This window comes from Nesterenkonia sp. HG001 (assembly GCF_034438835.1).
GTDB lineage: Bacteria > Actinomycetota > Actinomycetes > Actinomycetales > Micrococcaceae > Nesterenkonia > Nesterenkonia xinjiangensis.
The window spans coordinates 236,785-258,972 of the sequence record NZ_JAOSZD010000005.1 but is presented as its reverse complement, the minus strand read 5'-3'; the positions used below and the strand labels follow the sequence as shown (position 1 = coordinate 258,972).

Sequence of the window (22,188 nt, the reverse complement as noted above, 5' to 3'; positions counted from 1 at the left end):
GGGCGGCCCTCACTCCCGAGGGGTGAGGATCATGTTCGTCATCCGGGCCGTGGACAGCCTCCGCCCCTGCTCGTCTCGCATCACGATCTCATGGGAGGTGAGGGTGCGCCCCAGGTTGATCGGGGTGCAGGTGCCGGTGACGACGCCGTCGGTGACCGCCCGGTGGTGGGTGGCGCCCAGCTCGATGCCCACGACGGGGTGGACGAGCTCCAGGGTGAGGCGCACGTGCAGGATCGCCGCCAGCGAGCCCAGCGTCTCGGCCAGCACCATGTGCGCGCCCCCGTGGAACAGGCCCATGTTCTGCTCGTTGCCGGCCACCGGGAGCGTGGCCACCAGGCGCTCCGGGGCCATCTCCTCGAATCGCAGGCCCATCTTCTGCCCCAGCGGGGCCACTCCATGGGGCCCCATCATCCCATGCAGCTCCTCGGGCACGCCGGCGGCGCGGAGCCGGGCGGTGCGTTCGGCCTCGTCGGGGATCTGGCTGGGGTCCGGTCGCAGGTGCGCCTCGGGGGCGGTGCGGGCGGTGAAATCTCCACTCATGCCCACTAGAGTTGCACTGTGAGCCCGCAGAGTGAAGCCAGCCCCGAGACCGCACCCGCCGCAGCATCCTCATCCGGGGGTGAGAAGCTCCTCATCATCGATGGTCATTCGATGGCCTTCCGCGCGTTCTACGCCCTGCCTCCGGAGAGCTTCCTCACCGACTCCGGCCAGTACACCAACGCGGTGCACGGATTCACCAACATGCTGCTCAAGCTCATCCGCGAGGAGGAGCCCACCCACGTCGCGCTCGCCTTCGACCTGGACACCCCCACCTTCCGGCACACGTCCTATGACGAGTACAAGGCCGGCCGGGCCAAGACCCCGGAGGAGTTCCGCGGGCAGATCGGCCTGATCAAGCAGGTCGCCGCGGCCATGAACATTACGGCCATCACCGTGGAGGGCTACGAGGCCGACGACATCGTCGCCACCTGCACCACGTTGGCCGAGCAGGCGGGCTGGGAGACCCTCATCGTCTCCGGGGACCGCGACGCGCTGCAGCTGGTGACCGAACGCACCACCCTGATGTACCCCACCTCTGGGATCTCCAAGGTGACCCTCCTGGACCCCGCCGGAGTCGAGGCCAAGTACCTGGTGCCGCCGGCGAAGTACCCGGACCTGGCGGCGCTGGTCGGCGAGTCCGCCGACAACCTGCCGGGTGTGCCGAAGGTCGGGCCGAAGACCGCCGCGAAGTGGATCGACCAGTACGGCTCCACCCGGGAGATCATCGCCCACGCCGACCAGATCGGCGGCAAGGTGGGCGAGAACCTGCGTGCCGCCCTGGACGACGTCGAGCGCAACCTTGAGCTGAATCGGCTCGTCCAGGACCTGGACCTGCCCGTGGCTCTGCAGGACACTGCCCTGACCCTTCCGGACCGGGACGCCATTGAGCCGCTCTTCGACGCCCTGCAGTTCAACCAGATCCGTGAGCGGCTCTTCGAGACCTTCGCCCAGCGGTTCCCCGAGGCCGAGATCGCAGCGGAACCCACCGAGGAGCTGCCGCCGCTCCGCGTCCTCAGCGAGGCCGCCGAGCTCACCGAGGCACTCGACGCCACGGAAGGGCCGGTCGGCGTCGCGCTGTGCCTGGACCGCAGCGGGGAAGGGCTCTCCACCAAGTCGAAGCGCGACGAGGCGGCACGGGTGGCCGAGGCGCTCGCGGTCGTGCTGGTGCCCGAAGGTTCTGCGGAGGCGCTGGTCATCTCGCTGCTCGAGGCGGACTCGGCGCTGGAGACCGCGCTCGGCGAGTGGATGGCCGAGGCCGGGCGCCCCAAACTGATCCATGACCTCAAAGACGCCGGACGGCGCCTGGCCCGGCGGGGTCTGCGGCTGGCCGGAGCGGCCGAGGACACCCTGATCTCCGGCTACCTGATCCAGCCGGACCGACGCAGCTTCGCCTTCGCCGATCTGGTCACCCAGTATCTGAGTGCTTCCACGGAGCCCGGCGACTACCTCTCCGAGTCCGCGGCCGCAGAGGTGGAGTCGAGCGGCGGGGACACGCTGTTCTCGGCGCAGGACGCCGTCTCCGGGGTGAGTCGGGCGGACCTCGAGGCGGCAGCCGTGCACGGGATGCTGCTGCATCGGCTCAGCGCGGTGCTGCGCGAGCAGGTCGCCGGCCGCGACGCCTCCTCCCTGCTCCACGACCTGGAGATCCCCCTGGCAGAGGTGCTGCTGCAGATGGAGCTCACCGGCATCGCCGTCAGCCGAGAGCGTCTCGAGGCTCTCGACGCCGAGTTCGAGGAGTCCATCGGTGCTTCCGCCGAGGCCGCCTATGCCGCCGTCGGACATGAGGTGAACCTGGGCTCTCCCAAGCAGCTGCAGACGGTGCTCTTCGACGAGCTCGGCCTGCCGAAGACCCGCAAGACCAAGACCGGCTACTCCACCGACGTCGAGTCCCTGCAGGATCTGCTGATCAAGACGCAGAACGAGTTCCTGGTCCACCTGATGGCGCACCGGGACGCCACCAAGCTGCGCCAGACCGTCACCGGCCTGCGCGGCGCCGTCGACGACGACGGACGCATCCACACGACCTACGCGCAGACGGTCGCCGCGACCGGCCGGCTGTCCTCGCTGCACCCGAATCTGCAGAACATCCCGGTGCGCACCGCGGCCGGACGTCGGATCCGCGACGCCTTCGTGGTCGGGGAGGGCCATGAGGAGCTGCTCACCGCCGACTACTCGCAGATCGAGATGCGCATCATGGCCCACCTCTCGGGGGACCAGGCGCTCATCGACGCCTTCCGGGCGGGGGAGGACCTGCACAGCTTCGTCGGCGCGCGGGTCTTCGGAGTCGGCACCGAGGAGGTCTCCACGGAGATGCGCTCCAAGGTGAAGGCGATGAGCTACGGACTGGTCTACGGCCTCTCCAGCTTCGGACTGTCCAAGCAGCTGGGCATCGGCGTGGACGAGGCCCGTGACCTGATGAACGAGTACTTCCAGCGCTTCGGGGCGGTGCGAGACTATCTGCGCGAGGTGGTCGAGCAGGCCCGCACGGACGGCTACACCTCCACCCTCTACGGGCGGCGCCGCTACCTGCCGGACCTCACCAGTGACAATCGGCAGCTGCGTCAGATGGCGGAGCGGGCCGCGCTGAACGCCCCGATCCAGGGTTCGGCGGCCGACATCATCAAGCGGGCCATGCTCGACGTCGACGCCGCCCTGCGGGAGGCCGGCCATGACTCACGGATGCTGCTGCAGGTCCATGACGAGCTCGTGCTCGAGGTCGCATCGGGGGAGCGGGAAGCCGTCGAGCAGCTGGTGGTGGAGCGGATGCGCGCCGCGGCGGAGCTCTCGGTGCCGCTGGACGTCCACGTCGGCGTCGGCGCCTCCTGGCATGAAGCGGCCCACTAGCACGCGTTCCTGGATCATGCATTCCTGGATAAGGTGGGGCTGTGACTTCTGAGACTCCCGTGCAGATGGCAGCCCCTGCTCCGCGTCCACCTGCCGTCGCCCCGCTCGCTGACGGCCTGCGCGCCGAGACCTTTCCCGTCGTGGCCGATGCGGACGGCAAGGTCAGCGACCCCCGGGTGGTCGCCTTCACCCGTGGGGTGGGCCAGGGCTTCTATGAGCGGTGGTCCTCCCAGGAGGAGGCGGACCGCTGGGTCGGCGCCCTCACGGCGGACGGCCAGCGGCTCACCGCGGTGTATGTGGACCCCGGCTTCTCGGGCCTGGAGCCCTGGGGCGAGACTCTCGAGCGGCTCGGGCATGGACCCGAGCATCCGGTGGGGACGTTCGCCGAGTGGGACAAGACGATCAACGCCGGCGGTCCCGATCTGCTGCCGGCCCGGCTGATCTCTGCGGTCACGGTGAACCCGGGCTTCCGACGCCGGGGGATCCTGGCGCACCTGATGACCTCCCGGCTGGCCGCGGCGGTGGAGGAGGGCATGCCCCTGGCCGCACTGACGGTCTCCGAGGGCGGCATCTATGGGCGCTTCGGCTATGGGGCGGCCACCCGTGAGCAGCGGATCCAGGTGAACGCGACCCCTGCCGGGGACGGGTTCGCCCTGCGCACCCCGCCCACCGGGACCGTGCTGACCGTGGACCCCACACGCCTGGGAGAGACCCTTGAGGAGATCTTCGCCGCCCAGCACGTGGCGACCCGCGGTTCGGTGGACCGTCACGAGGCCACCCGAAAGATCGGTACCGCCCGGTGGAGCCCTGACGATGTCAGCTCCTGGAACCGTGCCGCACGGGCGGTGGTGCACGTGCGCGAGGACGGGGAGGTGGGAGGCTGCGCGGTCTTCTCCTTCGACGGCTGGGACACCGACCCGCCCACTTTGCGCGTGATCGACATGATCGCGGTGGACGCCGCCAGCCGGATCGAGCTGTGGCGGCACCTGACGAGCATGGATCTGATCCATCGCGTCGTGCATCGCCAGGCGCCGGTGGAGGACCCGCTCGCCCAGGCGCTCGTGAACCCGCGTGCCCGCGAGGTGATCGGAGGCCAGGATGTGCTCTGGATCCGTGTGCTCGACGTCGTGCGCTGCCTGCAGGCCCGCGAATGGGCCGCCGACGGGCAGATGCGTCTGCGGGTGGAAGACCGCCTCGGCATCATCGACGGCGACTACCGGGTGAGCGTGCATGCGGGTCTGGCCCAAGTGGAGCAGCTGGAGCCCGTCCGGACGGGCCCGGGATCCGTCCAGGAAGAGGCGCCGACCCTGCGTGTCGATGCTGAGACGCTGGGCACGCTGCTGCTGGGCGACGTCTCCCTGCGCACGCTGCACGCCGCCGGCCGCGTCACGCTCGAGTCTGCCGGGGAGGCCGATCTGCGTCGGCTGGCGGCCAGCTGGGACCTGCCCACCGCGCCGCACTGCGCCACGCACTTCTGAGCCGACCCGGCCGTCGGCCGACCGGCCGGAGGGCCCGGTTGAACAGGATTGCGCGGGGAGTATAGACTGGGCGGGCGCGTTCTGCGCACAGAGTCGATCCAGACCTCTGACACAGATCCTGTTCGGCCCTGACGCCCCTGGGCGCCCGGGCCCGCAGCATGTCATTCGTCCGTCGCTCAGTGCATCAGGAGAACCGTGCACTGACCAGTCAAGCAAACGATCCATATCGGAGCCCCTACTACATGACCACCACCGCAACCGCCCCACAGGTCGCCATCAACGACATCGGCACCGCCGAAGAGTTCCTCGCCGCCGTCGACGAGACCATGAAGTACTTCAATGACGGCGACCTCGTGGAAGGCACCATCGTCAAGGTCGACCGTGACGAGGTCCTCCTCGACATTGGGTACAAGACCGAGGGCGTCATCCCGTCCCGTGAGCTGTCCATCAAGCACGATGTCGACCCGGACGAGGTCGTCGCCGTCGGCGACCAGGTGGAGGCTCTGGTCCTCACCAAGGAGGACAAGGAGGGGCGCCTGATCCTCTCCAAGAAGCGCGCCCAGTACGAGCGCGCCTGGGGTGACATCGAGCGCATCAAGGACGAGGACGGCGTCGTCTCCGGCACCGTCATCGAGGTCGTCAAGGGCGGCCTCATCCTCGACATCGGCCTGCGCGGCTTCCTGCCCGCCTCGCTGGTCGAGATGCGCCGTGTCCGGGACCTGGCTCCGTACATCGGCCAGGAGATCGAGGCCAAGATCATCGAGCTGGACAAGAACCGCAACAACGTGGTCCTGTCCCGCCGTGCGTGGCTGGAGCAGACCCAGTCCGAGGTCCGCTCCTCCTTCCTCAACAAGCTCGAGCGCGGTCAGGTCCGCACCGGCACCGTCTCCTCGATCGTCAACTTCGGCGCCTTCGTGGACCTGGGCGGCGTCGACGGTCTGGTGCACGTCTCGGAGCTGTCCTGGAAGCACATCGACCACCCGAACGAGGTCGTCGAGGTCGGCCAGGAGGTCACCGTCGAGGTCCTCGAGGTGGACATGGACCGTGAGCGTGTCTCGCTGTCCCTGAAGGCCACCCAGGAAGACCCGTGGCAGACCTTCGCCCGCACCCACGCGCTGGGCCAGATCGTGCCCGGCAAGGTCACCAAGCTGGTGCCCTTCGGCGCGTTCGTCCGCGTGGAGGACGGCATCGAGGGTCTGGTGCACATCTCCGAGCTGGCCGTCCGCCACGTGGATCTGGCGGAGCAGGTCGTCTCGGTCGGCGAGGAGCTCTTCGTCAAGGTCATCGACATCGACCTCGAGCGTCGCCGGATCAGCCTGTCGCTGAAGCAGGCCAACGAAGGTGTCGAGCCTGAGGGCGAGGAGTTCGACCCGGCGCTGTACGGCATGGACGCCGAGTACGACGACGAGGGCAACTACAAGTACCCCGAGGGCTTCGACCCGGAGACCAACGAGTGGATGGAAGGCTTCGAGGAGCAGCGCGCCGTCTGGGAGGCCCAGTACGCCGCGGCTCAGGAGCGGTGGGAGGCCCACAAGAAGCAGGTCGCGGCCGCCATCACCGCCGACGCCGAGGCCGCCGCTCAGGCGTCCATGGGCGGAAGCAGCTCGTCGTCCTCCTCGTCGAAGTCCGAGCCTGCGCCGTCCAACTACTCCTCCTCGCAGCCGACGGAGGACGCTGGCACCCTCGCCTCTGACGAGGCGCTGGCGGCTCTGCGCGAGAAGCTGACCGGCAACAGCTGATCCTGAGCATCTGCTGAGCCGCTGAAGGCCCCGTTCCACCCTCCGGTGGGGCGGGGCCTTCGTCGTGTCCGGGCTGATCTCGTCAGTCGGGCTTCACCGACTCCGTGACGGTGAACTTCGGATTGCGAGCCAGTTGGCGGGTGGGCCCCACCTCGCGCTGCAGCATCGGACGGTGCCTCAGATGCGAGTTCCACACGCAGAGCAGCTTCCCGCCGGGCCTCAGCACGCGCCCGACGTCGGAGAAGAGCCGGTGCGCGACCGAGGGGTCCACGGCGTTGCCCCGATGGAACGGCGGGTTCAGCAGAATGGTGGACACGCTTCCGTCCTCCCAAGAAGACAGCGCGTCGTCGTGCATCGTGCGCACCCGGTCGGCGACGCCGGCCGCCTCCGCGGTGCGACGCGTGGAGGTCACGGCCGAGGCGGACTGGTCCACCGCCACCACCTGCGCCCGGGGATCACGGAGCGCGGCCCAGGCGGCGATCGTGCCGTTGCCGCATCCGAGGTCCAGGATCTCCCCGCCGTGGGGGAGCAGCTCCCCACCCGCGTCCCCTGCGAGGGTGGACAGCAGGAACCGGGTGCCGGGGTCCAAGCTCGTCCCGCCGTAGACGGCGCCCTCGGCACAGAGCGTCAGATCCTGGTCCAGCCCCAGGTCGGTGACGTCCCGGTGTGTGTGGCGGCGCGGGAACGGGGCCTCTCGTCCGCGGCGTGGGCCGCGGGCGGTGATCACCCGGGCCTTGCCCCGCCCGCGTCCGGGGACGACATCGGTGAACTGTGCGGAGAGCACGTCGTTCATCGAGCGGGTCATGTGCTTGTCCCGGCCTCCGGCCAGCATCACCACGTCCTCGGCCGCATGTTCGGCCACCGTCCAGGCCCAGTCGGCGAGGGTCTCTAAGGAGCGGGGGAGCGGCATCAGCACCGTGTGCGCTCCAGCGAGCAGCTCGGCGGTCACGCCGGGGCCACGAGTGATGGCGCCGAGCTCAGTGGAGAGCCCGAGTCGGGCGGCGTTGGCCACCAGGGCGATCTCGGCGCCGCGGGTGTCCTGGCCGACGCGGAGCAGCTGGGCGCTGGGCTGAGGGACCCCGGCCAGCAGACCCAGGGTCAGCGCGCCCCAGCGGTCATCGATCACCGCGATGTCCCGGGTGGGGTGCCCGGCGGAGAACCAGGCAGCGGCGGTGTCCAGCAGGAGCCTGTCGGCCGCATCGGCGCCGGGGGCCTCGGGCGGATGCTGGCGCAGCGGGGCCAGGATCTGATCCTGGCTCAGTGCTGACGCGACGACCTCGGGAGTCCGGCCTGCCGGCAGCGGAGGGCCATGCTGATCCTCAGGAGTCACGGGTGTCATGGGCGTCATAGGTGTCATGGAAGGAGCTCCAACCAGCCGATGCCGTCGTCCTGGAGGGCGGCCCGCCCGGAGGTCAGCTGGGCCAGCCGCGCATCCAGTGCCGCCAGGTCCTCGGGGGTGTCATCCACCGCCAGGCGCAGCTGTGCGGCTGATCCGGCCCCGTAGTCGGTGCCCAGCACCTCGACTCCTGTGGCGCGCAGCTCGTGCTCCCACCGGCCCACCACTGCCACAGGGGCGGAGAGGCGAACCTGCCGCATCCTTCGGCGGCGGCGCAGCAGCCCCCGGGACTCGGCCTGTCGGACCGCGGCCACCACCGAGTCGGAGTAGGCGCTGACCAGGCCCCCGGCGCCCAGCAGGGTGCCGCCGAACCAGCGGACGACGACGGCGACCGCATCCGTGAGGTCCTGGCGGCCACCGGGCATCGCGGCATGGGTGAGGGCTTCGAGCATCGGCGCCCCGGCGGTGCCGGAAGGTTCGCCGTCGTCGTTGCCGCGGCGGATCTCCTGGGCAGGTCCGATGACCCAGGCGCTGCAGTGGTGCCGGGCGGAATGATGCTCGCGGCGCAGGCCCTCGACCACATCCTGGGCGTCGTCCACGGTCTCGGCGCGGCGCAGCACGGTCAAGAAGCGGGACTTCCGACGCTCCAGCTCGACGACGACGTCCGCGTCCTCGGCGAGGACGGTGCACAGGCGGCCGGCGCGGGGGGAGGTCATCGTTCATCAGTCTAGAGGAGCCTCTGGGCCCACCTGTTGCACAGGAGGTGAGCAGCCGACTCCCAGGAGATATTCGGGAGATGATCACGATGCAATCACGAACTGCGTTCTGTTCGCTCCATGATCCTGGACCCTTCCCGTGATCGGAATGAGACTTCCCTGCACTGGCCGTCGAGAGGGCGGGGTCGTAGAGTGTACGCATTCACCTGGAGCTACACGCCGTGCCAGGTCAACACGTGAAAACAATGGCGTTTTCTCATACGGTGTGTGAAACGTTCCGGAACGCCGCGACCCGGCGGACCGGAGACACGGCAGACCCACGAAAGGCACCCTCATGCTCGAAAGGTTCCACGACCTCTTCAGACTGCGCACGAGCCCTGTCGTGTTCTTCGTCTCGGCGGTGATCATCCTCGGGTTCGTGGTGCTGACCCTCCTGATGCCGACCGGCATGGGGGAGTTCTTCGGCACCGCTTCCGACTGGATCTACTCCAACCTGGGCTGGTTCTACGTCTCAGGTGTCACGGTGTTCCTGCTCTTCCTGATCTATATCGCGCTGGGGCGCTTCGGGCGCATGCGACTCGGCCAGGATGACGAGACGCCGGAGCACTCGGACGTCTCCTGGTTCGGGATGCTCTTCGCCGCCGGGATCGGGACCATCCTGATGTTCTGGGCGGTGGCGGAGCCGGTCAACCACTTCGCGAATCCGCCGCGCGGGATCTCCGCCGAGGAGGCTTCGGAGATCGCCCAGGGCGGCGGTTCGGTGGACCCGACGACCGTCGTCGGAGGGACCGCCGAGGCGGCCTCCGAGGCGATGGGCTTCACGCTCTATCACTTCGGCCTCCACACCTGGACGATCTTCACCCTGCCGGGCCTGGCCTTCGCCTACTTCATCTACAAGCGCAACCTGCCGCCGCGGGTCTCCTCGATCTTCCAGCCCATCATGGGGGAGAAGATCCACGGCCCCCTCGGCAAGGCGATCGACATCCTCGCCATCGTCGGCACCGTCTTCGGCGTCGCCGTGTCCATCGGTCTGGGCACCATGCAGATCAACTCTGGGCTGGCCGAACTCTTCGGCATCGAGGAAGGGGCGCTGTCGCAAATCATGATCATCGCGGCGGTGACGATCGTCGCCCTGATCTCCACGCTGCTCGGGGTGAACCGAGGGATCAAGCGGCTCTCGAACTTCAACATCTGGGTGGCTGTCGCGCTGCTGGTCTTCATCCTCATCACCGGGCCCACCATCTACCTGCTGCGCGGCATGATCGAGTGGACCGGCGTCTACGCGACGATGTTGCCGGAGCTCGCCTTCTGGAACGACACGATGGCCGACACCGGCTGGCAGAACGGCTGGACCATCTTCTACTGGGCGTGGACCATCACCTGGTCGCCCTTCGTCGGCATCTTCATCGCCCGAATCTCCCGGGGCCGCACGGTCCGCCAGTTCGTCGCAGGCGTGCTGGGACTGCCGACGCTGTTCACGATCGTCTGGTTCGGGATCTGGGGGACGGGCACCTTCGACATCGAGATGGAGGGCGACGGCGGCCTCGTCGACCGGGTCGTCGGCGACGGGGACATCCCGGGGGCGCTGTTCGCCTTCCTCGGGGACTTCCCCCTGGTGACCGTCACCTCCGCAGTGGCGATCATGCTGGTCTCCATCTTCTTCATCACCTCGATGGACTCCTGCGCCCTGGTGCTCAATGACATGTCCAGCGGCTTCGAGGGCAAGGTCCCCGCCCATCAGAAGGGCTTCTGGGCCGTGGCCATCGGGCTGATCGCTGCGATCCTGCTGACCGCCACCGGGGACGGCGGGCTGGAGGCGCTGCAGAACGTGGCCATCGTGCTCGGGCTGCCCTTCTTCCTGCTGGGCTACCTGATGATGTTCAGCCTGTCCCGGGCGATGCGGGAGGACGCCGGCGAGATCGGACTGCTGCGCACGCGCCGGTGGCTCAAGACCCTGCCTCCGGAGGAGTACGAGCGTCGCATGGAGGAGGCCGACGAGACTCTGGTCCAGGCCGTGGTCGCCCCCGACTTCCAGGAGGGCACCCAGCCGGAGGGTGCACCGGAGGTGGAGCACGTCGAGCAGCCGGAGATCGTCGAGGAGTACCGCATCCGCACCGGCGAGACGGCAGTCGTGGACCCGGCCGATTCAGGAAGGTTCCCGCCTCGGCAGGGATGAGCCGCGGCTCCGCCGAGCCTCGGAGCCCCGCTGCGCCTCGCCCCGTTCACCGCGGATCGAGGCGCAGCGGGGCTCCGTCGCGGGGGACGTTGGTGATGTTCCGAAGCCGCGTGCGGGACGGGCGCTCGGCGACCGGGTCGGTTCGGAGCAGCACTTCGCGGAGCACCTCGGCCGCCTCCATCTGGGCGAAGGCGGCGCCCAGGCAGCGGCGGACCCCGCCGCCGAAGGGGACCCAGGCGCCAGGGTCCAGGGATCCGTCGAGGAATCGTTCCGGGCGGAAGTCCTGTGGGGCGGAGACATGCCGGGGATCCTGCTGAGTCAGCATGATCGCCGGGGCGACGGTCACTCCGGCAGGCAGCGTCCAGCCGCCGATCGTCTGCTCGCTGCGCAGTGTGCGGGCCACGAAGTCGATGATCGGATGAAGGCGGAGGGTCTCCTTGAGGCAGGCCTCCAGGAAGTCGTCGTCGCCGTCGTCTGCGGCCTGGCGGGCGCGCCGGCGGACCTCCGGGCGGCGGCCGAGCTCATGGAGCGTCCAGGCCAGTGCGGAGGCGGTCGTTTCGTAGCCGGCCAGTACTAGGGTGACCAGCTGATCGCGCAGCTGGGCGTCGTCCAGCCCGGCACGGATCAGCATTGAGAGCACGTCTGATCGCTCCCGGGCCTCCGGCGCCTCCGACTCTCGACGCCGTTCTGCGATCTCCTCGGCGACGAGCCGGTCCACGGCTTCGAGGTTCCGCCGCTCGGCCCGCCAGGGCGGGAGTCCGCGCAGCCGCGGGTACAGCCACCCCAGGGCGACCACCGGTCCGACCTCCACCAGGCGCAGCAGCCTCGGTCGCAGCCGGTTCAGCCGTTCAGAAGCGGTCACGCCGAGGACCACCTGGAGCATCACCTCCAGGGTCACCGCACTCATCCGCTCCAGCGTCGCCACCGTCTGGCCCGTCCGCCAGGTGGAGACCTCCTCCACCACCAGGCGGTGGACCGTCCTGCGATGGTCGCGCACCGCTCCGGGGGAGAACGCCGGCATGAGGCTGCGCCGCAGCGCGCGGTGGTCCTCGCCGTCGGTGAGCATCACGGAGCGATCCCCCATGGCCGCACGCAGCACTTCGTTGCCTCCTGCCCCGCTGAACTCCCAGGAGTCTCCGGCGAAGATCTCCCGGATGTCCTCCGGGTCCGAGAAGAGCACCAGTGTCTGCGGCCCGGGAAGCAGCCGGAGGGTCACGGTCGGTCCGTAGCGGTCCTGCAGCCGAGGGAAGCTGCGCAGACGTGCGCCGTAGGTCATCAGAGTCTGTGCGACGGCCGGCAGCCGCGGACCGGGAGGGAGCATCATGCCGGGATTCTTGCATAGACTCGGACTATGACCGGCAGCTCCACCGCCCGCCCGACGAATTCCGGACCCGCATCCGGACCTGACGCCCCGCAGACCCTGCTGGTGGGTCTGACCGGTGGCATCGCCTCCGGAAAGTCGGCGGTGTCGGCGCGGATGGCCGAGCGGGGCGCCCTCGTGATCGACGCGGACGTGCTCTCCCGATACGCCCTGCAGCCCGGCGGCGCGGCGCTGGCCGAAGTCGTCGAGGCGTTCGGCGAGTCGGTGCTCCAGCCCGACGGGGCCCTGGATCGGGCAGCGCTGGGGGCGGTGGTCTTCGGGGATCCGAAGGACCGGGAAAGGCTCAACCGGATCGTCCACCCGCGGGTGCGTCAGCAGGCACGGGCCCTGCGTGAGCGCGCCGAACCCGGAAGCATCATCGTGGAGGACATCCCGCTGCTGGTGGAGACTGGGCAGGCCGACCGCTTCGACGTGGTCGTGGTGGTCCGGGCCCCGCAGAAGGAACGCATCCGTCGCATCGTGGAGGATCGGGACAGCACCGAGGCTGATGCCCGGGCGCGCATCGAGGCGCAGGCCACCGATGCGCAGCGGGTCGCGGCCGCTGACGTCGTGCTGGACAACTCCGGCACGCTGGAGGAGCTCCACGACCAGGTGGACGACCTCATGGACCGACTCCTGCGCGCCGACCGCGGCGGCCTGGCGGGATGAGCTCCACCGCACTGTGACGGGGGCGGAGGATCGAAGACATCTTCGAGGCGACGCGATAGGCTGTCCTGGGCGGGCCGGAGCTCCGGCCCGCGGCATCCACGAGACGGGAGGCGAGGGAACGATGTCTCTGGCACCGAAGATCAGCCGCACCGTGGCACCCTTCGAGGTGATCAGCCCGTTCCAGCCCTCCGGGGACCAGCCGAAGGCGATCGAGGAGCTGGCCGAACGCATCGAGGGCGGGGAGAAGGACGTCGTGCTGCTGGGAGCCACGGGCACCGGCAAATCCGCGACGGCGGCGTGGCTGGTGGAACGCATCCAGCGGCCCACGTTGATCCTGGTGCAGAACAAGACCCTGGCCGCCCAGCTCGCCAACGAGTTCCGCGAACTGCTGCCGAACAACGCGGTGGAGTACTTCGTCTCCTACTACGACTATTACCAGCCCGAGGCCTACGTCCCGCAGACGGACACCTTCATCGAGAAGGACTCCTCGGTCAACGAGGAGGTCGAGCGGCTGCGCCATTCGGCGACCAACGCCCTGCTCACCCGCCGTGACGTCGTCGTGGTCGCCACGGTCTCCTGCATCTACGGCCTGGGCACACCGGAGGAGTACATCGCGCAGATGGTGCCGGTCCGTCGGGGCGAGGCGATCGACCGCGACGAGCTGCTCCGCCGTTTCGTGGCCATGCAGTACGCGCGCAACGACACGGACTTCCACCGCGGCACCTTCCGGGTGCGGGGTGACACCGTGGAGATCATCCCCATGTACGAGGAGCTCGCTGTGCGCATCGAGTTCTTCGGCGACGAGATCGAGGCGATCTACACCCTCCATCCCCTCAGCGGCACGGTGGTGCGCGAGGAGGAGGAGATGTACATCTTCCCCGCCAGCCACTATGTCGCCGGCGACGAGCGTATGGCGCGGGCGATCACCGCGATCGAGGACGAGCTGCGCGAGCGGCTGAAGGAGCTGGAGTCCCAGGACCGGCTGCTCGAGGCGCAGCGGCTGCGCATGCGCACCACCTACGACCTCGAGATGATGCAGCAAATGGGCTTCTGCAACGGCATCGAGAACTATTCGCGGCACATCGACGGGCGTCCCGGAGGGTCCGCCCCGCACTGTCTGCTGGACTATTTCCCGGACGACTTCCTGCTGGTCGTGGACGAGTCGCACGTGACGATTCCGCAGATCGGCGGCATGTATGAGGGGGACATGTCGCGCAAGCGGACCCTGGTGGAGCACGGGTTCCGGCTGCCTTCGGCGATGGACAACCGTCCGTTGAAGTGGGACGAGTTCCTCGAGCGGATCGGCCAGACCGTCTACATGTCGGCCACTCCCGGCCCTTACGAGCTCGGGGTCTCCGACGGCGTGGTGGAGCAGATCATCCGTCCGACCGGTCTCATCGATCCGGAGATCGTCGTCAAGCCGACCAAGGGGCAGATCGACGATCTGCTCGACCAGATCCGCTCTCGGACCGCGCGCGACGAGCGGGTGCTGGTGACCACACTGACCAAACGGATGGCCGAGGACCTCACCGAGTATCTGCTCGACCACGGGATCAAGGTGGAGTACCTGCACTCCGACGTGGACACCCTCAAGCGGGTCGAGATCCTTCGCGAGCTTCGCCGAGGCACCCACGACGTCGTCGTCGGCATCAACCTGCTCCGTGAGGGCCTGGACCTCCCGGAGGTCTCGCTGGTGTCGATTCTCGACGCGGACAAGGAAGGTTTCCTGCGCTCGGCCCGGTCGCTCATCCAGACCATCGGCCGCGCGGCGCGCAACGTCTCGGGGCAGGTGCACATGTACGCCGACCGGATCACCGACTCCATGCGCCAGGCCATCGACGAGACCGACCGGCGTCGGCAGATCCAGCGGGCGTACAACACGGAGCACGGGATCGATCCCCGCCCGCTGCAGAAGCGGATCGCGGACATCACCGACCAGCTCGCCCGCGAGGACGCCGACACCGCCGACCTGCTGCAGGGCATGGGCGGTCTGGCCACCGGTTTCGAGTACGGCAAGGGTCATCGCGGCTGGACCGGATTCCAGAAGGACGGCGACGGTTCCGCCGAGGGCACGCCGGCGGAGTCCGGATCCGCAGCATCGACGACTCCGGCCACCGACCTGGCCGACCTGATCGAGCAGATGACCGGACAGATGCACCATGCCGCCGAGGAGCTGAACTTCGAGCTGGCCGCCCGGCTCCGTGACGAGATCGGGGATCTGAAGAAGGAGCTGCGGCAGTTCAAGAAGGCGGGGCACGACTGAGCCGCAGGACTGGAGCCGACCGACGAGCACCGGGAGGCCTCGGGTGTACGATGGTGTTCTGCGTGAGGGAGTATCCGTCAGCGCTGTGAACGTCAGCACGCGGGTCGAGGTCGATCCGCCGGGCACAGCGATCCGAAGCCGTCAGGGCGCCGGGTGGAGAGACTCACGAGGACCGTCCACATCCTCGTGATCGTCGAAAGGACTCCCTGCCGTGGAGATCACACCCCTGGTCTGGGGACTCACCATCCTGCTGATCGTCGGACTGCTCGCCTTCGACTTCGTCTTCCATGTGCGCAAGGCGCACATCCCCACCATCCGCGAGGCGGCCGTCTGGTCGAGCATCTACATCGGTGCCGCGCTGGCCTTCGGGCTGGTGTTCCTGGCGATGGGCGATCCCACGCTGGCCACCGAGTACTATGCCGGCTACGTGACCGAGAAGGCGCTCTCGGTCGACAACCTGTTCGTGTTCCTGGTGATCATCGCGAGCTTCAACGTCCCCCGCGAGGACCAGCAGAAGGTGCTGCTCTTCGGGATCGTCTTCGCGCTGATCGCCCGCACCGCGTTCATCCTGCTCGGCGCCGGGCTGATCCACGCCTTCAGCGACGTGTTCTACCTGTTCGCCGGCATCCTACTGCTCACCTCCGTGCAGCTGCTGAAGAAGGGCTCGGGCGGGACGGACCCCGCCGAGGAGGCGGACAACATCATCATCCGGCTGGCCCGCCGGTTCCTCCACACCACCGAGCACTACGACGGTGACAGGCTCATCACCCGGGTGGACGGCAGGCGGATGCTCACCCCGATGCTGCTGGTGATGGTCGCCATCGGCGGCACCGACATCCTCTTCGCCGTGGACTCCATCCCGGCGATCTACGGGCTCACCCAGGAGCCCTACATCGTCTTCGCCGCCACGGCCTTCTCGCTGATGGGGCTGCGTCAGCTCTACTTCCTCATCGACGGGCTGCTGGACCGCCTGGTGCACCTCTCCTACGGGCTCGCCGTGATCCTCGGGTTCATCGGCGTGAAGCTCCTGCTCCACGCCCTGCACGAGAACAACCTCCCCTTCATCAACGGCGGCCAGAACGTGCCGGTGCCGGAGATCCCCACCGGGATCTCCCTGGCGGTGATCCTGGCGGTGCTCGCCATCACTGTGGCGACCTCGCTGCTGTCACCGGCCGGGCGGGCCTCGCGCGCGGCACGGGACATCGAGGGCACGGAGCCCGTCCGGCGCGGCTGAGGAGCCGGGGCACGCCGCCCACCGTGCTCAGTCGATCCGAGCGTGGACTCCGCGTCCGTCGGCGGTCGCCGCTGGGTTCTCGTCCTCCACAGGGGAGGGCACCAGAGGCGCCGGGGCGTCGGTGCGGTGCAGCAGCTCGCGCAGGATGCGGGCGCCGTCGTCATGCAGGCCGTCGTGATGGTGCTCCGCAGTCTCCCAGACGCTGAGACCGGCCACCTGCGCTGCGGTCTCCAGGGAAAGCTCCCGCGCCACGTAGACATCGTCACGGTAGACCGCGGCGGCGGCCGGGACGGTGTTCCTGGCCAGCCGGTCGGTGTCATAGAGCGGGGTCCAGTCCTCGACGGCGGCGAGCCGGTCGGCGGCATCGGCCAGCGGGGCGAGCACCGGGTCCAGCGCCACGTGATGGCGCAGGATCATCTCCCCGGTGAGGAGCGGAGACGCCGCCGCGGGGGAGAACTCGGGGTGCTCCTCCAGGATCCGTTCCGCCGCCCACCCGGTGGCGCCCCGCCCCTCGGTGAGGTCGGCGGGCTGCCCGTAGATGGACTCGTGCATCAGCGCGTACATCGGGGCTGCGGCGAAGGAGATCTGCTGGTGGACGGCGCTGAGGAACGTGTCGGAGAGGACGTCCGGCCCGGCGGCGTCGAAGGCCTCCTCGAGCAGGAAGTGCAGCAGGTCGGCGCGCGTGTTGCCGCCCAGCAGCATCCCGAGCATCTGGAGGCGAGGGACGGTCAGCGGGGAGCCGTCGGGCAGCCGCACCTCGTGGCGACGCAGATGGTCGACCACTTCGTCCAGCCGCTCGCGGTCCTCCGGGAAGCGGGAGAAGTGCTCCCGGTTGCGGGCGGCCATCTTCGTGTAGGTGGCGCGATAGACCTGGTCGGCGTGGCCGGTCAGCGGGGCCAGGCCGCCGGTGATCAGCGCCCTGTCCAGCGACTCCGGGAAGGCGGACAGATACGTCAGGGTGCAGAAGCCGCCGAAGCTCTGGCCCAGCACGCTCCAGGACCTCAGCCCCAGGTGGCGGCGGAAGGCCTCGGCGTCACGGACGATGGAGTCGGCACGGAAGTGTCGCAGATGCGCGGCCTGCTCCGCGGGTCTGCCACGTCGCAGCACGTGGTGGCGCGTCAGCGGCGTGGACAGCCCGGTGCCGCGCTGGTCGAGCATCAGGATCCGGAATCGACGTCCGGCCTCCTGCATCCAGCTGGGAAGCCGGGCCGGGCGCACGCCCTTGCCGCCGGGGCCGCCCTGCAGATACAGCAGCCACGGCATCCGTGAGACCTGTTCCGGGCCGCGCTCCGCAGCCTCGGCGCTGACGAACTCCCGGGCGAAGAGCTGGAGCTGCTCGGCCCCGGGATCGGCATGGTCCAGCGGAACCTGCAGCCGATGCTCCACCAGTCGTGTGCCGTCGAGCAGTGTGCGGGCGGGGGAGGGGGTGTGGTGCATCCTGGCTCTCTCTGCTGACCGGTCACGGGTCCGCCGGGCGGCGGCTCCGCCCCCGCGGCCGCGGACCGCCGGGGGAGGACGATGGGAGCTGACTCGGGCGAGATGGCCAGCTCCCACCGAGGGATCAGTGTGTCATAGGGCACAGTCGCCGGTCACGCCGCGAGGACGTCGACGCCGGCCGGGTCACTGGGCGGGATCACTGGGCGGGGGCCTCCTGGAGCTCGCCCACATGATCGATGAGCACCACCGGCGTACCGACCTCGTCCGAGGCCGCCAGGTCGATCCAGGCGTGGATGCCCCAGTCGTGGTTCCCGTCGGCGTCGTCGAGGACCTGCACCGCCCGCCAGAACCCGGCGCGGCCGGCCGGGGCCTCGTCGAGGCGGATCAGTGCGGGACCGCGGGAGGAGCCATCGGTGAAGACATCGTCGTAGACGTCGAAGAAGGTGTCCATCGCTGTGCCCCAGCGGCCGGCGTCCCATCCGGACTCGCCGTCGAGCTGTTCCAGCTCCCGCTCCTTCTCATGGGCGAAGAGCTCCGCGCGGAGGAACATCGCGTTGCGCACCATGACCCGGAAGGCCCGCACATTGTGGGTCACGCCCTCCGGCTCGGCCGGTGCGGCATCGGTGAGGTCGAGATCCTCGGCGGTCGCATCCTCTGCACCTGAGGCCAGTCGCTCCCACTCCTCGAGCAGCGAGTTGTCGGTCTGACGGATCATCTCGCCCAGCCACTCCACGAGGTCCTCGAGCCCTTCGGTGACCTTCTGCTGGGGAACGGTCTGGCGCAGCGCCTTGTAGGCGTCCGTGAGGTAGCGCAGCAGCACGCCCTCCGACCGGGAGAGCTGGTAGTGGTTGATCATGTCGGTGAAGCCGAAGGCTCGCTCCACCATGTCGCGGACGACCGCCTTGGGGGCGAGCTCGTGGTCACCCACCCAGGGGGCGGAGGTGCGGTAGACCTCGAACTGCTGGGTGAGCAGCTCGCCCAGAGGCTGCGGGTGGGTCATCTCGTCGAGGATGCGCATCCGCTCCACATAGTCGACCCCCTCGGCCTTGAGCTCGGCGATCCTCTCCGACTTCAGCTTCTTCACCTGGGCGCCGGTGACCTGGTAGGGGGTCTCGAGGATCGCCTCGATCACGGAGATGACGTCCAAGACATAGGTGTCGGACTCCGGATCCAGCAGCTCCAGGGCCGCCACGGCGAAGGGCGCCAGCGGCTGGTTCAGCGCGAAGTCGTCCTGCAGGTCCAGGGTGAGGTCCACGGTGCGGCCATCCTCATCCGGCTCCTCCAGGCGCTCCAGCACCCCGGCGGTGAGCAGCTCGCGTAGGATCTGCAGCGCCCGGCGCTGCAGCATCGCCTGCCGCACCGGGGTCTCGTCGGAGCTGAGGATCAGCCGACGCATCGCCAGGATCGGGTCTTCGGGCCGCTGCAGCAGCTGGAGGATCATCGCGTAGCTGATCTGCATCCGCGAGACCATCGACTCCGGGGAGGCCTCCGTGAGGCGCTCGAAGCTCTTCTCGGACCAGCTGACGAAGCCATCCTGGGGCTTCTTCTTGCCCGCCGAGCGGATCGCCTGGGCGACCTTCCTCTCGTCATCGCCGTGCTTGGCGCGGGCCTTGCGCAGCGCCTGTTCGTTCTCGATCACGTGCTCGGGCGCCTGCACCACGACCCGGCCTTCGGTGTCGAAGCCGGCCCGGCCTGCGCGCCCGGAGATCTGGTGGAACTCGCGGGCGTTGAGCTGGCGGGTGCGCTGGCCGTCATACTTGCTCAGCGCGGAGAGGAGCACCGTGCGGATGGGGACGTTGATCCCCACGCCGAGGGTGTCGGTGCCGCAGATGACCTTGAGCAGGCCCTCCTGGGCGAGCTGCTCCACCAGACGTCGATACTTGGGCAGCATGCCTGCGTGGTGCACACCGATCCCGGATCGCAGCAGCCGGTTCAGCACCTTGCCGTAGCCCTTGGCGAAGCGGAAGGTCTCAAGCCGCTGACGGATGAGCTCCCGCCCCTCCTTGTCCACCACGTTCAGCGAGGCCAGCCCGGCGGCACGTTCGGCGGCCTCGCGCTGCGAGAAGTGCACCACGTAGACCGGCGCCTGCTCCCCGGCGACCAGCTCCTCAAGCTTGTGCTGCAGCGGGGTCATCGAGTACTCGAAGTGCAGCGGCACCGGCCGCTGGGCTGAGGAGACGGTGACGACGTCGCGTCCGGTCCGCTCGGCGATCTGCCGCTCGAAGCGGCTCGTGTCGCCCAGGGTGGCCGACATCAGCAGGAACTGCGCCCCGCGGAGCTCCAGCAGCGGGACCTGCCAGGCCCAGCCACGCTGCGGGTCGGCATAGAAATGGAACTCATCCATGATGACCGGGCCGACCTCAGCCTGGGCGCCGTCGCGCAGCGCCTCGTTCGCGAGGATCTCGGCGGTGCAGCAGATGATCGGAGCGTGGGCGTTGACCGCGGAGTCACCGGTGACCATGCCGACGTTCTCGGCGCCGAAGATCTCCACCAGGGCGAAGAACTTCTCCGAGACGAGCGCCTTGATGGGGGCGGTGTAGACGCTGCGCTCCCCGCGGCTGAGTGCGAAGAAATGCGCCGCCGTCGCGACCAGCGACTTCCCTGAGCCGGTCGGGGTGGCCATGATGACATGACGCCCATCGGCCAGCTCCAGGACGGCATCCTCTTGGGCGGGGTAGAGGGCGATGCCGCGCTGGGCGGCCCAGTCGGTGAACGCCTCCAGGAGCTGAGAGGGGTCGGGGGCGTCGCCCTCGGAGGGGGCGGGACGCAGAGCGTCGAGTCGAGGGGCCGCCACTACCAGCCGCGCTCCCGCCACTGGGTGAGCTGCGGCCGCTCGGCGCCGAGCGTCGTGGGGTCGCCGTGTCCGGGATGGATGACCGTGTCATCAGGAAAGGCTTCGAAGAGCCTGGACTCGACATCGTCGATGAGTGAGGCGAAGTCCGCGTCGCTGTCGGTCTTGCCGACGCCTCCGGGGAACAGCGAGTCGCCGGTGAAGATGTGGGTGGGTCCGTCCTCGACCGGATAGACGAAGGCCACTGAACCAGGGGTATGGCCGCGCAGCTGGATGACGTCCAGCCCGATGCCGTCGTACTCGACGAGGTCGCCGTGGGCCAGACGACGATCGATGTGCACGCCCTGCGCCTCTTCGACGGCGTGAGCGTCATCCTCTCCCGCAGCGGTCTCCACGCCCTGGGCGACTGCGGAGAGCGCGCGGACGTGGTCCCAGTGCCGGTGCGTGGTCAGCACAGCCCGCAGCTGGGGCGCGCAGGGCGTGTCCGCGGCAGCCGCGGCCAGCATCGTGCGGATCGCCTCGGCGTCGTCGGCGGCATCAATGAGCACCTGGACCCCCGACTTCTTCGCCGTGAGCAGGTAGACGTTGTTGCTCATCTCGGAGACCGCGATGCGGCGGACGGTGATCGCCGGGAGGTCGTGGATCAGTGAGCTGTCGGTGGCCATGAGGGACAGTCTATGGTCTGCTCTCGGTCAGATGCCATGACGCCGTCGGGCCTCGCGCCGCCTCGGGCATGCGGCCGCCGGTCGCACCGCTGAGGACGCCGTCGAGCACAGCGTCCAGGGCGGTGCGCAGGCCGGCGGCATCCTTGACGACGATCTGGGCCCCGGCCTCCTCGAGCTCGCCGACGGGCGCGTATCCCCAGCGCACGCCGATGCACGGGATGCCGTGGGCCTGGGCGCCCTCCACGTCGAAGACGCGGTCGCCGACCATCGCCCTCGGCACGGGGTTCGGCCCCAGGTTCTCCGCCCCCAAGTTCAGTGCCTGCAGCGCGGCCGCGAGGATGGGCCCCTTGCCGCTGTGCGGGATCGACTCGTCCGGGTGGGAGCCGGAGATGGCGTCGAAGGCCGTCGCCAGGCCCTGGACCTCCAGGAGCCGCTCGGCCAGCGGCTGCGGCTTGGAGGTGGCCACGGCGAGGGCCGCTCCGGCCGCGCGCAGCTCGCCGAGCAGCTCGCGGATCCCCGGATAGACCGTGGAGGCGGCCATTCCTCGCGCGAGGTACTCCTGCCGGTAGTGCTCCACGATGCCGGGCAGCTGGGACTCGCGAACCTCGGGCAGCGAGAGCAGGCTCTCGGCCAGCGGCGGACCGACCATCGCGTCCAGGACTGCAGGCTCCGGGACAGGGATGCCGTGGGCCTTCAGCGCGGCGGCGATCCCTCCCGTGATGGCACCGCCGGGGTCCACCAGGGTGCCGTCGAGGTCGAAGAGCACAACGGCGGCGGGTGTCGGTGCGGGAGCGTCGGGAGGCGCGGGGGCATCGGTGCCGGAAGAGGGCGTCAGGTCGTCCATGCCCCCATCCTCTCAGCACCGATGTCGGGGCTTCGGTGCCGTGGTCGGTCCACCAGGATCGAATATTTGTTCGATCGCGCCAACGGGCATAGACTA

Annotated in this window: 14 protein-coding genes and 1 pseudogene; 7 read left to right on the top strand and 8 right to left on the bottom strand. The window is 69.1% G+C overall.

Translation table 11 applies throughout. From position 1 onward, the window contains the following. Positions 1–9: 9 nt before the first annotated feature. Entirely contained in the window at positions 10–540 is a 531-nt protein-coding gene (locus ODE13_RS10725; RefSeq protein WP_322479256.1) for a hotdog fold thioesterase, read from the bottom strand. An 18-nt stretch (positions 541–558) separates the two neighbouring features. Between ODE13_RS10725 and polA the strand changes: the two genes are divergently transcribed. The 3 genes from polA (at position 559) to rpsA (ending at position 6,601) form a co-directional block, all read left to right on the top strand. Further along, positions 559–3,384 carry a DNA polymerase I gene (gene polA / locus ODE13_RS10720; RefSeq protein WP_322479255.1) on the top strand — a complete coding sequence of 942 codons (2,826 nt, stop codon included), beginning with the start codon at positions 559–561 and terminating at the stop codon, positions 3,382–3,384. 41 nt (positions 3,385–3,425) lie between these two features. Further along, the gene (locus ODE13_RS10715; RefSeq protein ID WP_322479254.1) at positions 3,426–4,862 is read left to right on the top strand and encodes a GNAT family N-acetyltransferase; all 1,437 of its coding nucleotides are present in this window, start codon (positions 3,426–3,428) and stop codon (positions 4,860–4,862) included. Between the two features lie 242 nt (positions 4,863–5,104). Then, entirely contained in the window at positions 5,105–6,601 is a 1,497-nt protein-coding gene (rpsA, locus tag ODE13_RS10710; RefSeq protein WP_179542588.1) for a 30S ribosomal protein S1, read from the top strand. An 82-nt stretch (positions 6,602–6,683) separates the two neighbouring features. Here rpsA and ODE13_RS10705 read toward each other — a convergent pair whose 3' ends face one another. Then, a complete protein-coding gene (locus tag ODE13_RS10705) occupies positions 6,684–7,940 on the bottom strand; it encodes a class I SAM-dependent methyltransferase (RefSeq protein WP_322479253.1) in 1,257 nt (418 codons plus the stop codon). A gap of 14 nt (positions 7,941–7,954) precedes the next feature. Next, complete coding sequence (locus tag ODE13_RS10700) at positions 7,955–8,653, bottom strand: IMPACT family protein (protein WP_322479252.1); 699 nt, start codon at positions 8,651–8,653, stop codon at positions 7,955–7,957. Between the two features lie 334 nt (positions 8,654–8,987). Here ODE13_RS10700 and ODE13_RS10695 point away from each other — a divergent pair, with 334 nt between their 5' ends. Beyond that, positions 8,988–10,829 carry a BCCT family transporter gene (locus ODE13_RS10695; RefSeq protein ID WP_179542590.1) on the top strand — a complete coding sequence of 614 codons (1,842 nt, stop codon included), beginning with the start codon at positions 8,988–8,990 and terminating at the stop codon, positions 10,827–10,829. Between the two features lie 46 nt (positions 10,830–10,875). Here ODE13_RS10695 and ODE13_RS10690 read toward each other — a convergent pair whose 3' ends face one another. Then, entirely contained in the window at positions 10,876–12,153 is a 1,278-nt protein-coding gene (locus tag ODE13_RS10690; RefSeq protein ID WP_322479251.1) for a cytochrome P450, read from the bottom strand. A 27-nt stretch (positions 12,154–12,180) separates the two neighbouring features. On the opposite strand from ODE13_RS10690, the gene coaE reads away from it, so the two are divergent. The 3 genes and pseudogenes from coaE to ODE13_RS10675 form a co-directional block, all read left to right on the top strand. Continuing rightward, positions 12,181–12,858 carry a dephospho-CoA kinase gene (gene coaE, locus ODE13_RS10685; RefSeq protein ID WP_322479250.1) on the top strand — a complete coding sequence of 226 codons (678 nt, stop codon included), beginning with the start codon at positions 12,181–12,183 and terminating at the stop codon, positions 12,856–12,858. A 121-nt stretch (positions 12,859–12,979) separates the two neighbouring features. Next, positions 12,980–15,121: an excinuclease ABC subunit UvrB gene (gene uvrB, locus ODE13_RS10680; protein ID WP_322479249.1), complete on the top strand. Its 2,142-nt coding sequence runs from the start codon at positions 12,980–12,982 to the stop codon at positions 15,119–15,121. Positions 15,122–15,332: 211 nt separating this feature from the next. Further along, a pseudogene (locus ODE13_RS10675) lies at positions 15,333–16,313 on the top strand (TerC family protein); the annotation flags it as partial. 69 nt (positions 16,314–16,382) lie between these two features. On the opposite strand, the gene ODE13_RS10670 reads toward ODE13_RS10675, so the two are convergent. The 4 genes from ODE13_RS10670 to ODE13_RS10655 all read right to left on the bottom strand — a co-directional run bounded on the left by ODE13_RS10670 (position 16,383) and on the right by ODE13_RS10655 (position 22,092). Next, positions 16,383–17,792, bottom strand: coding sequence for an alpha/beta fold hydrolase (locus tag ODE13_RS10670; protein WP_322479247.1), 1,410 nt, complete (start codon positions 17,790–17,792; stop codon positions 16,383–16,385). Positions 17,793–17,988: 196 nt separating this feature from the next. After that, positions 17,989–20,586 carry a DEAD/DEAH box helicase gene (locus ODE13_RS10665; RefSeq protein ID WP_416210658.1) on the bottom strand — a complete coding sequence of 866 codons (2,598 nt, stop codon included), beginning with the start codon at positions 20,584–20,586 and terminating at the stop codon, positions 17,989–17,991. Beyond that, complete coding sequence (locus tag ODE13_RS10660) at positions 20,586–21,248, bottom strand: MBL fold metallo-hydrolase (protein ID WP_322479246.1); 663 nt, start codon at positions 21,246–21,248, stop codon at positions 20,586–20,588. Before ODE13_RS10660 ends, ODE13_RS10665 begins: the two co-directional genes overlap by 1 nt. 10 nt (positions 21,249–21,258) lie before the next feature. After that, positions 21,259–22,092 (bottom strand): HAD hydrolase-like protein, encoded by an 834-nt coding sequence (locus ODE13_RS10655; RefSeq protein WP_322479245.1) that lies wholly within the window; start codon positions 22,090–22,092, stop codon positions 21,259–21,261. Positions 22,093–22,188 lie beyond the last annotated feature (96 nt).

Excerpts from the sequence above, each read along its gene's own strand:
- ODE13_RS10725 (WP_322479256.1), bottom strand. The coding sequence starts at position 540 with ATGAGTGGAGATTTCACCGCCCGCACCGCCCCCGAGGCGCACCTGCGA.
- rpsA (WP_179542588.1), top strand. The coding sequence starts at position 5,105 with ATGACCACCACCGCAACCGCCCCACAGGTCGCCATCAACGACATCGGC.
- ODE13_RS10705 (WP_322479253.1), bottom strand. The coding sequence starts at position 7,940 with ATGACACCCGTGACTCCTGAGGATCAGCATGGCCCTCCGCTGCCGGCA.
- ODE13_RS10700 (WP_322479252.1), bottom strand. The coding sequence starts at position 8,653 with ATGACCTCCCCCCGCGCCGGCCGCCTGTGCACCGTCCTCGCCGAGGAC.
- ODE13_RS10695 (WP_179542590.1), top strand. The coding sequence starts at position 8,988 with ATGCTCGAAAGGTTCCACGACCTCTTCAGACTGCGCACGAGCCCTGTC.
- ODE13_RS10690 (WP_322479251.1), bottom strand. The coding sequence starts at position 12,153 with ATGATGCTCCCTCCCGGTCCGCGGCTGCCGGCCGTCGCACAGACTCTG.
- coaE (WP_322479250.1), top strand. The coding sequence starts at position 12,181 with ATGACCGGCAGCTCCACCGCCCGCCCGACGAATTCCGGACCCGCATCC.
- uvrB (WP_322479249.1), top strand. The coding sequence starts at position 12,980 with ATGTCTCTGGCACCGAAGATCAGCCGCACCGTGGCACCCTTCGAGGTG.
- ODE13_RS10670 (WP_322479247.1), bottom strand. The coding sequence starts at position 17,792 with ATGCACCACACCCCCTCCCCCGCCCGCACACTGCTCGACGGCACACGA.
- ODE13_RS10660 (WP_322479246.1), bottom strand. The coding sequence starts at position 21,248 with ATGGCCACCGACAGCTCACTGATCCACGACCTCCCGGCGATCACCGTC.
- ODE13_RS10655 (WP_322479245.1), bottom strand. The coding sequence starts at position 22,092 with ATGGACGACCTGACGCCCTCTTCCGGCACCGATGCCCCCGCGCCTCCC.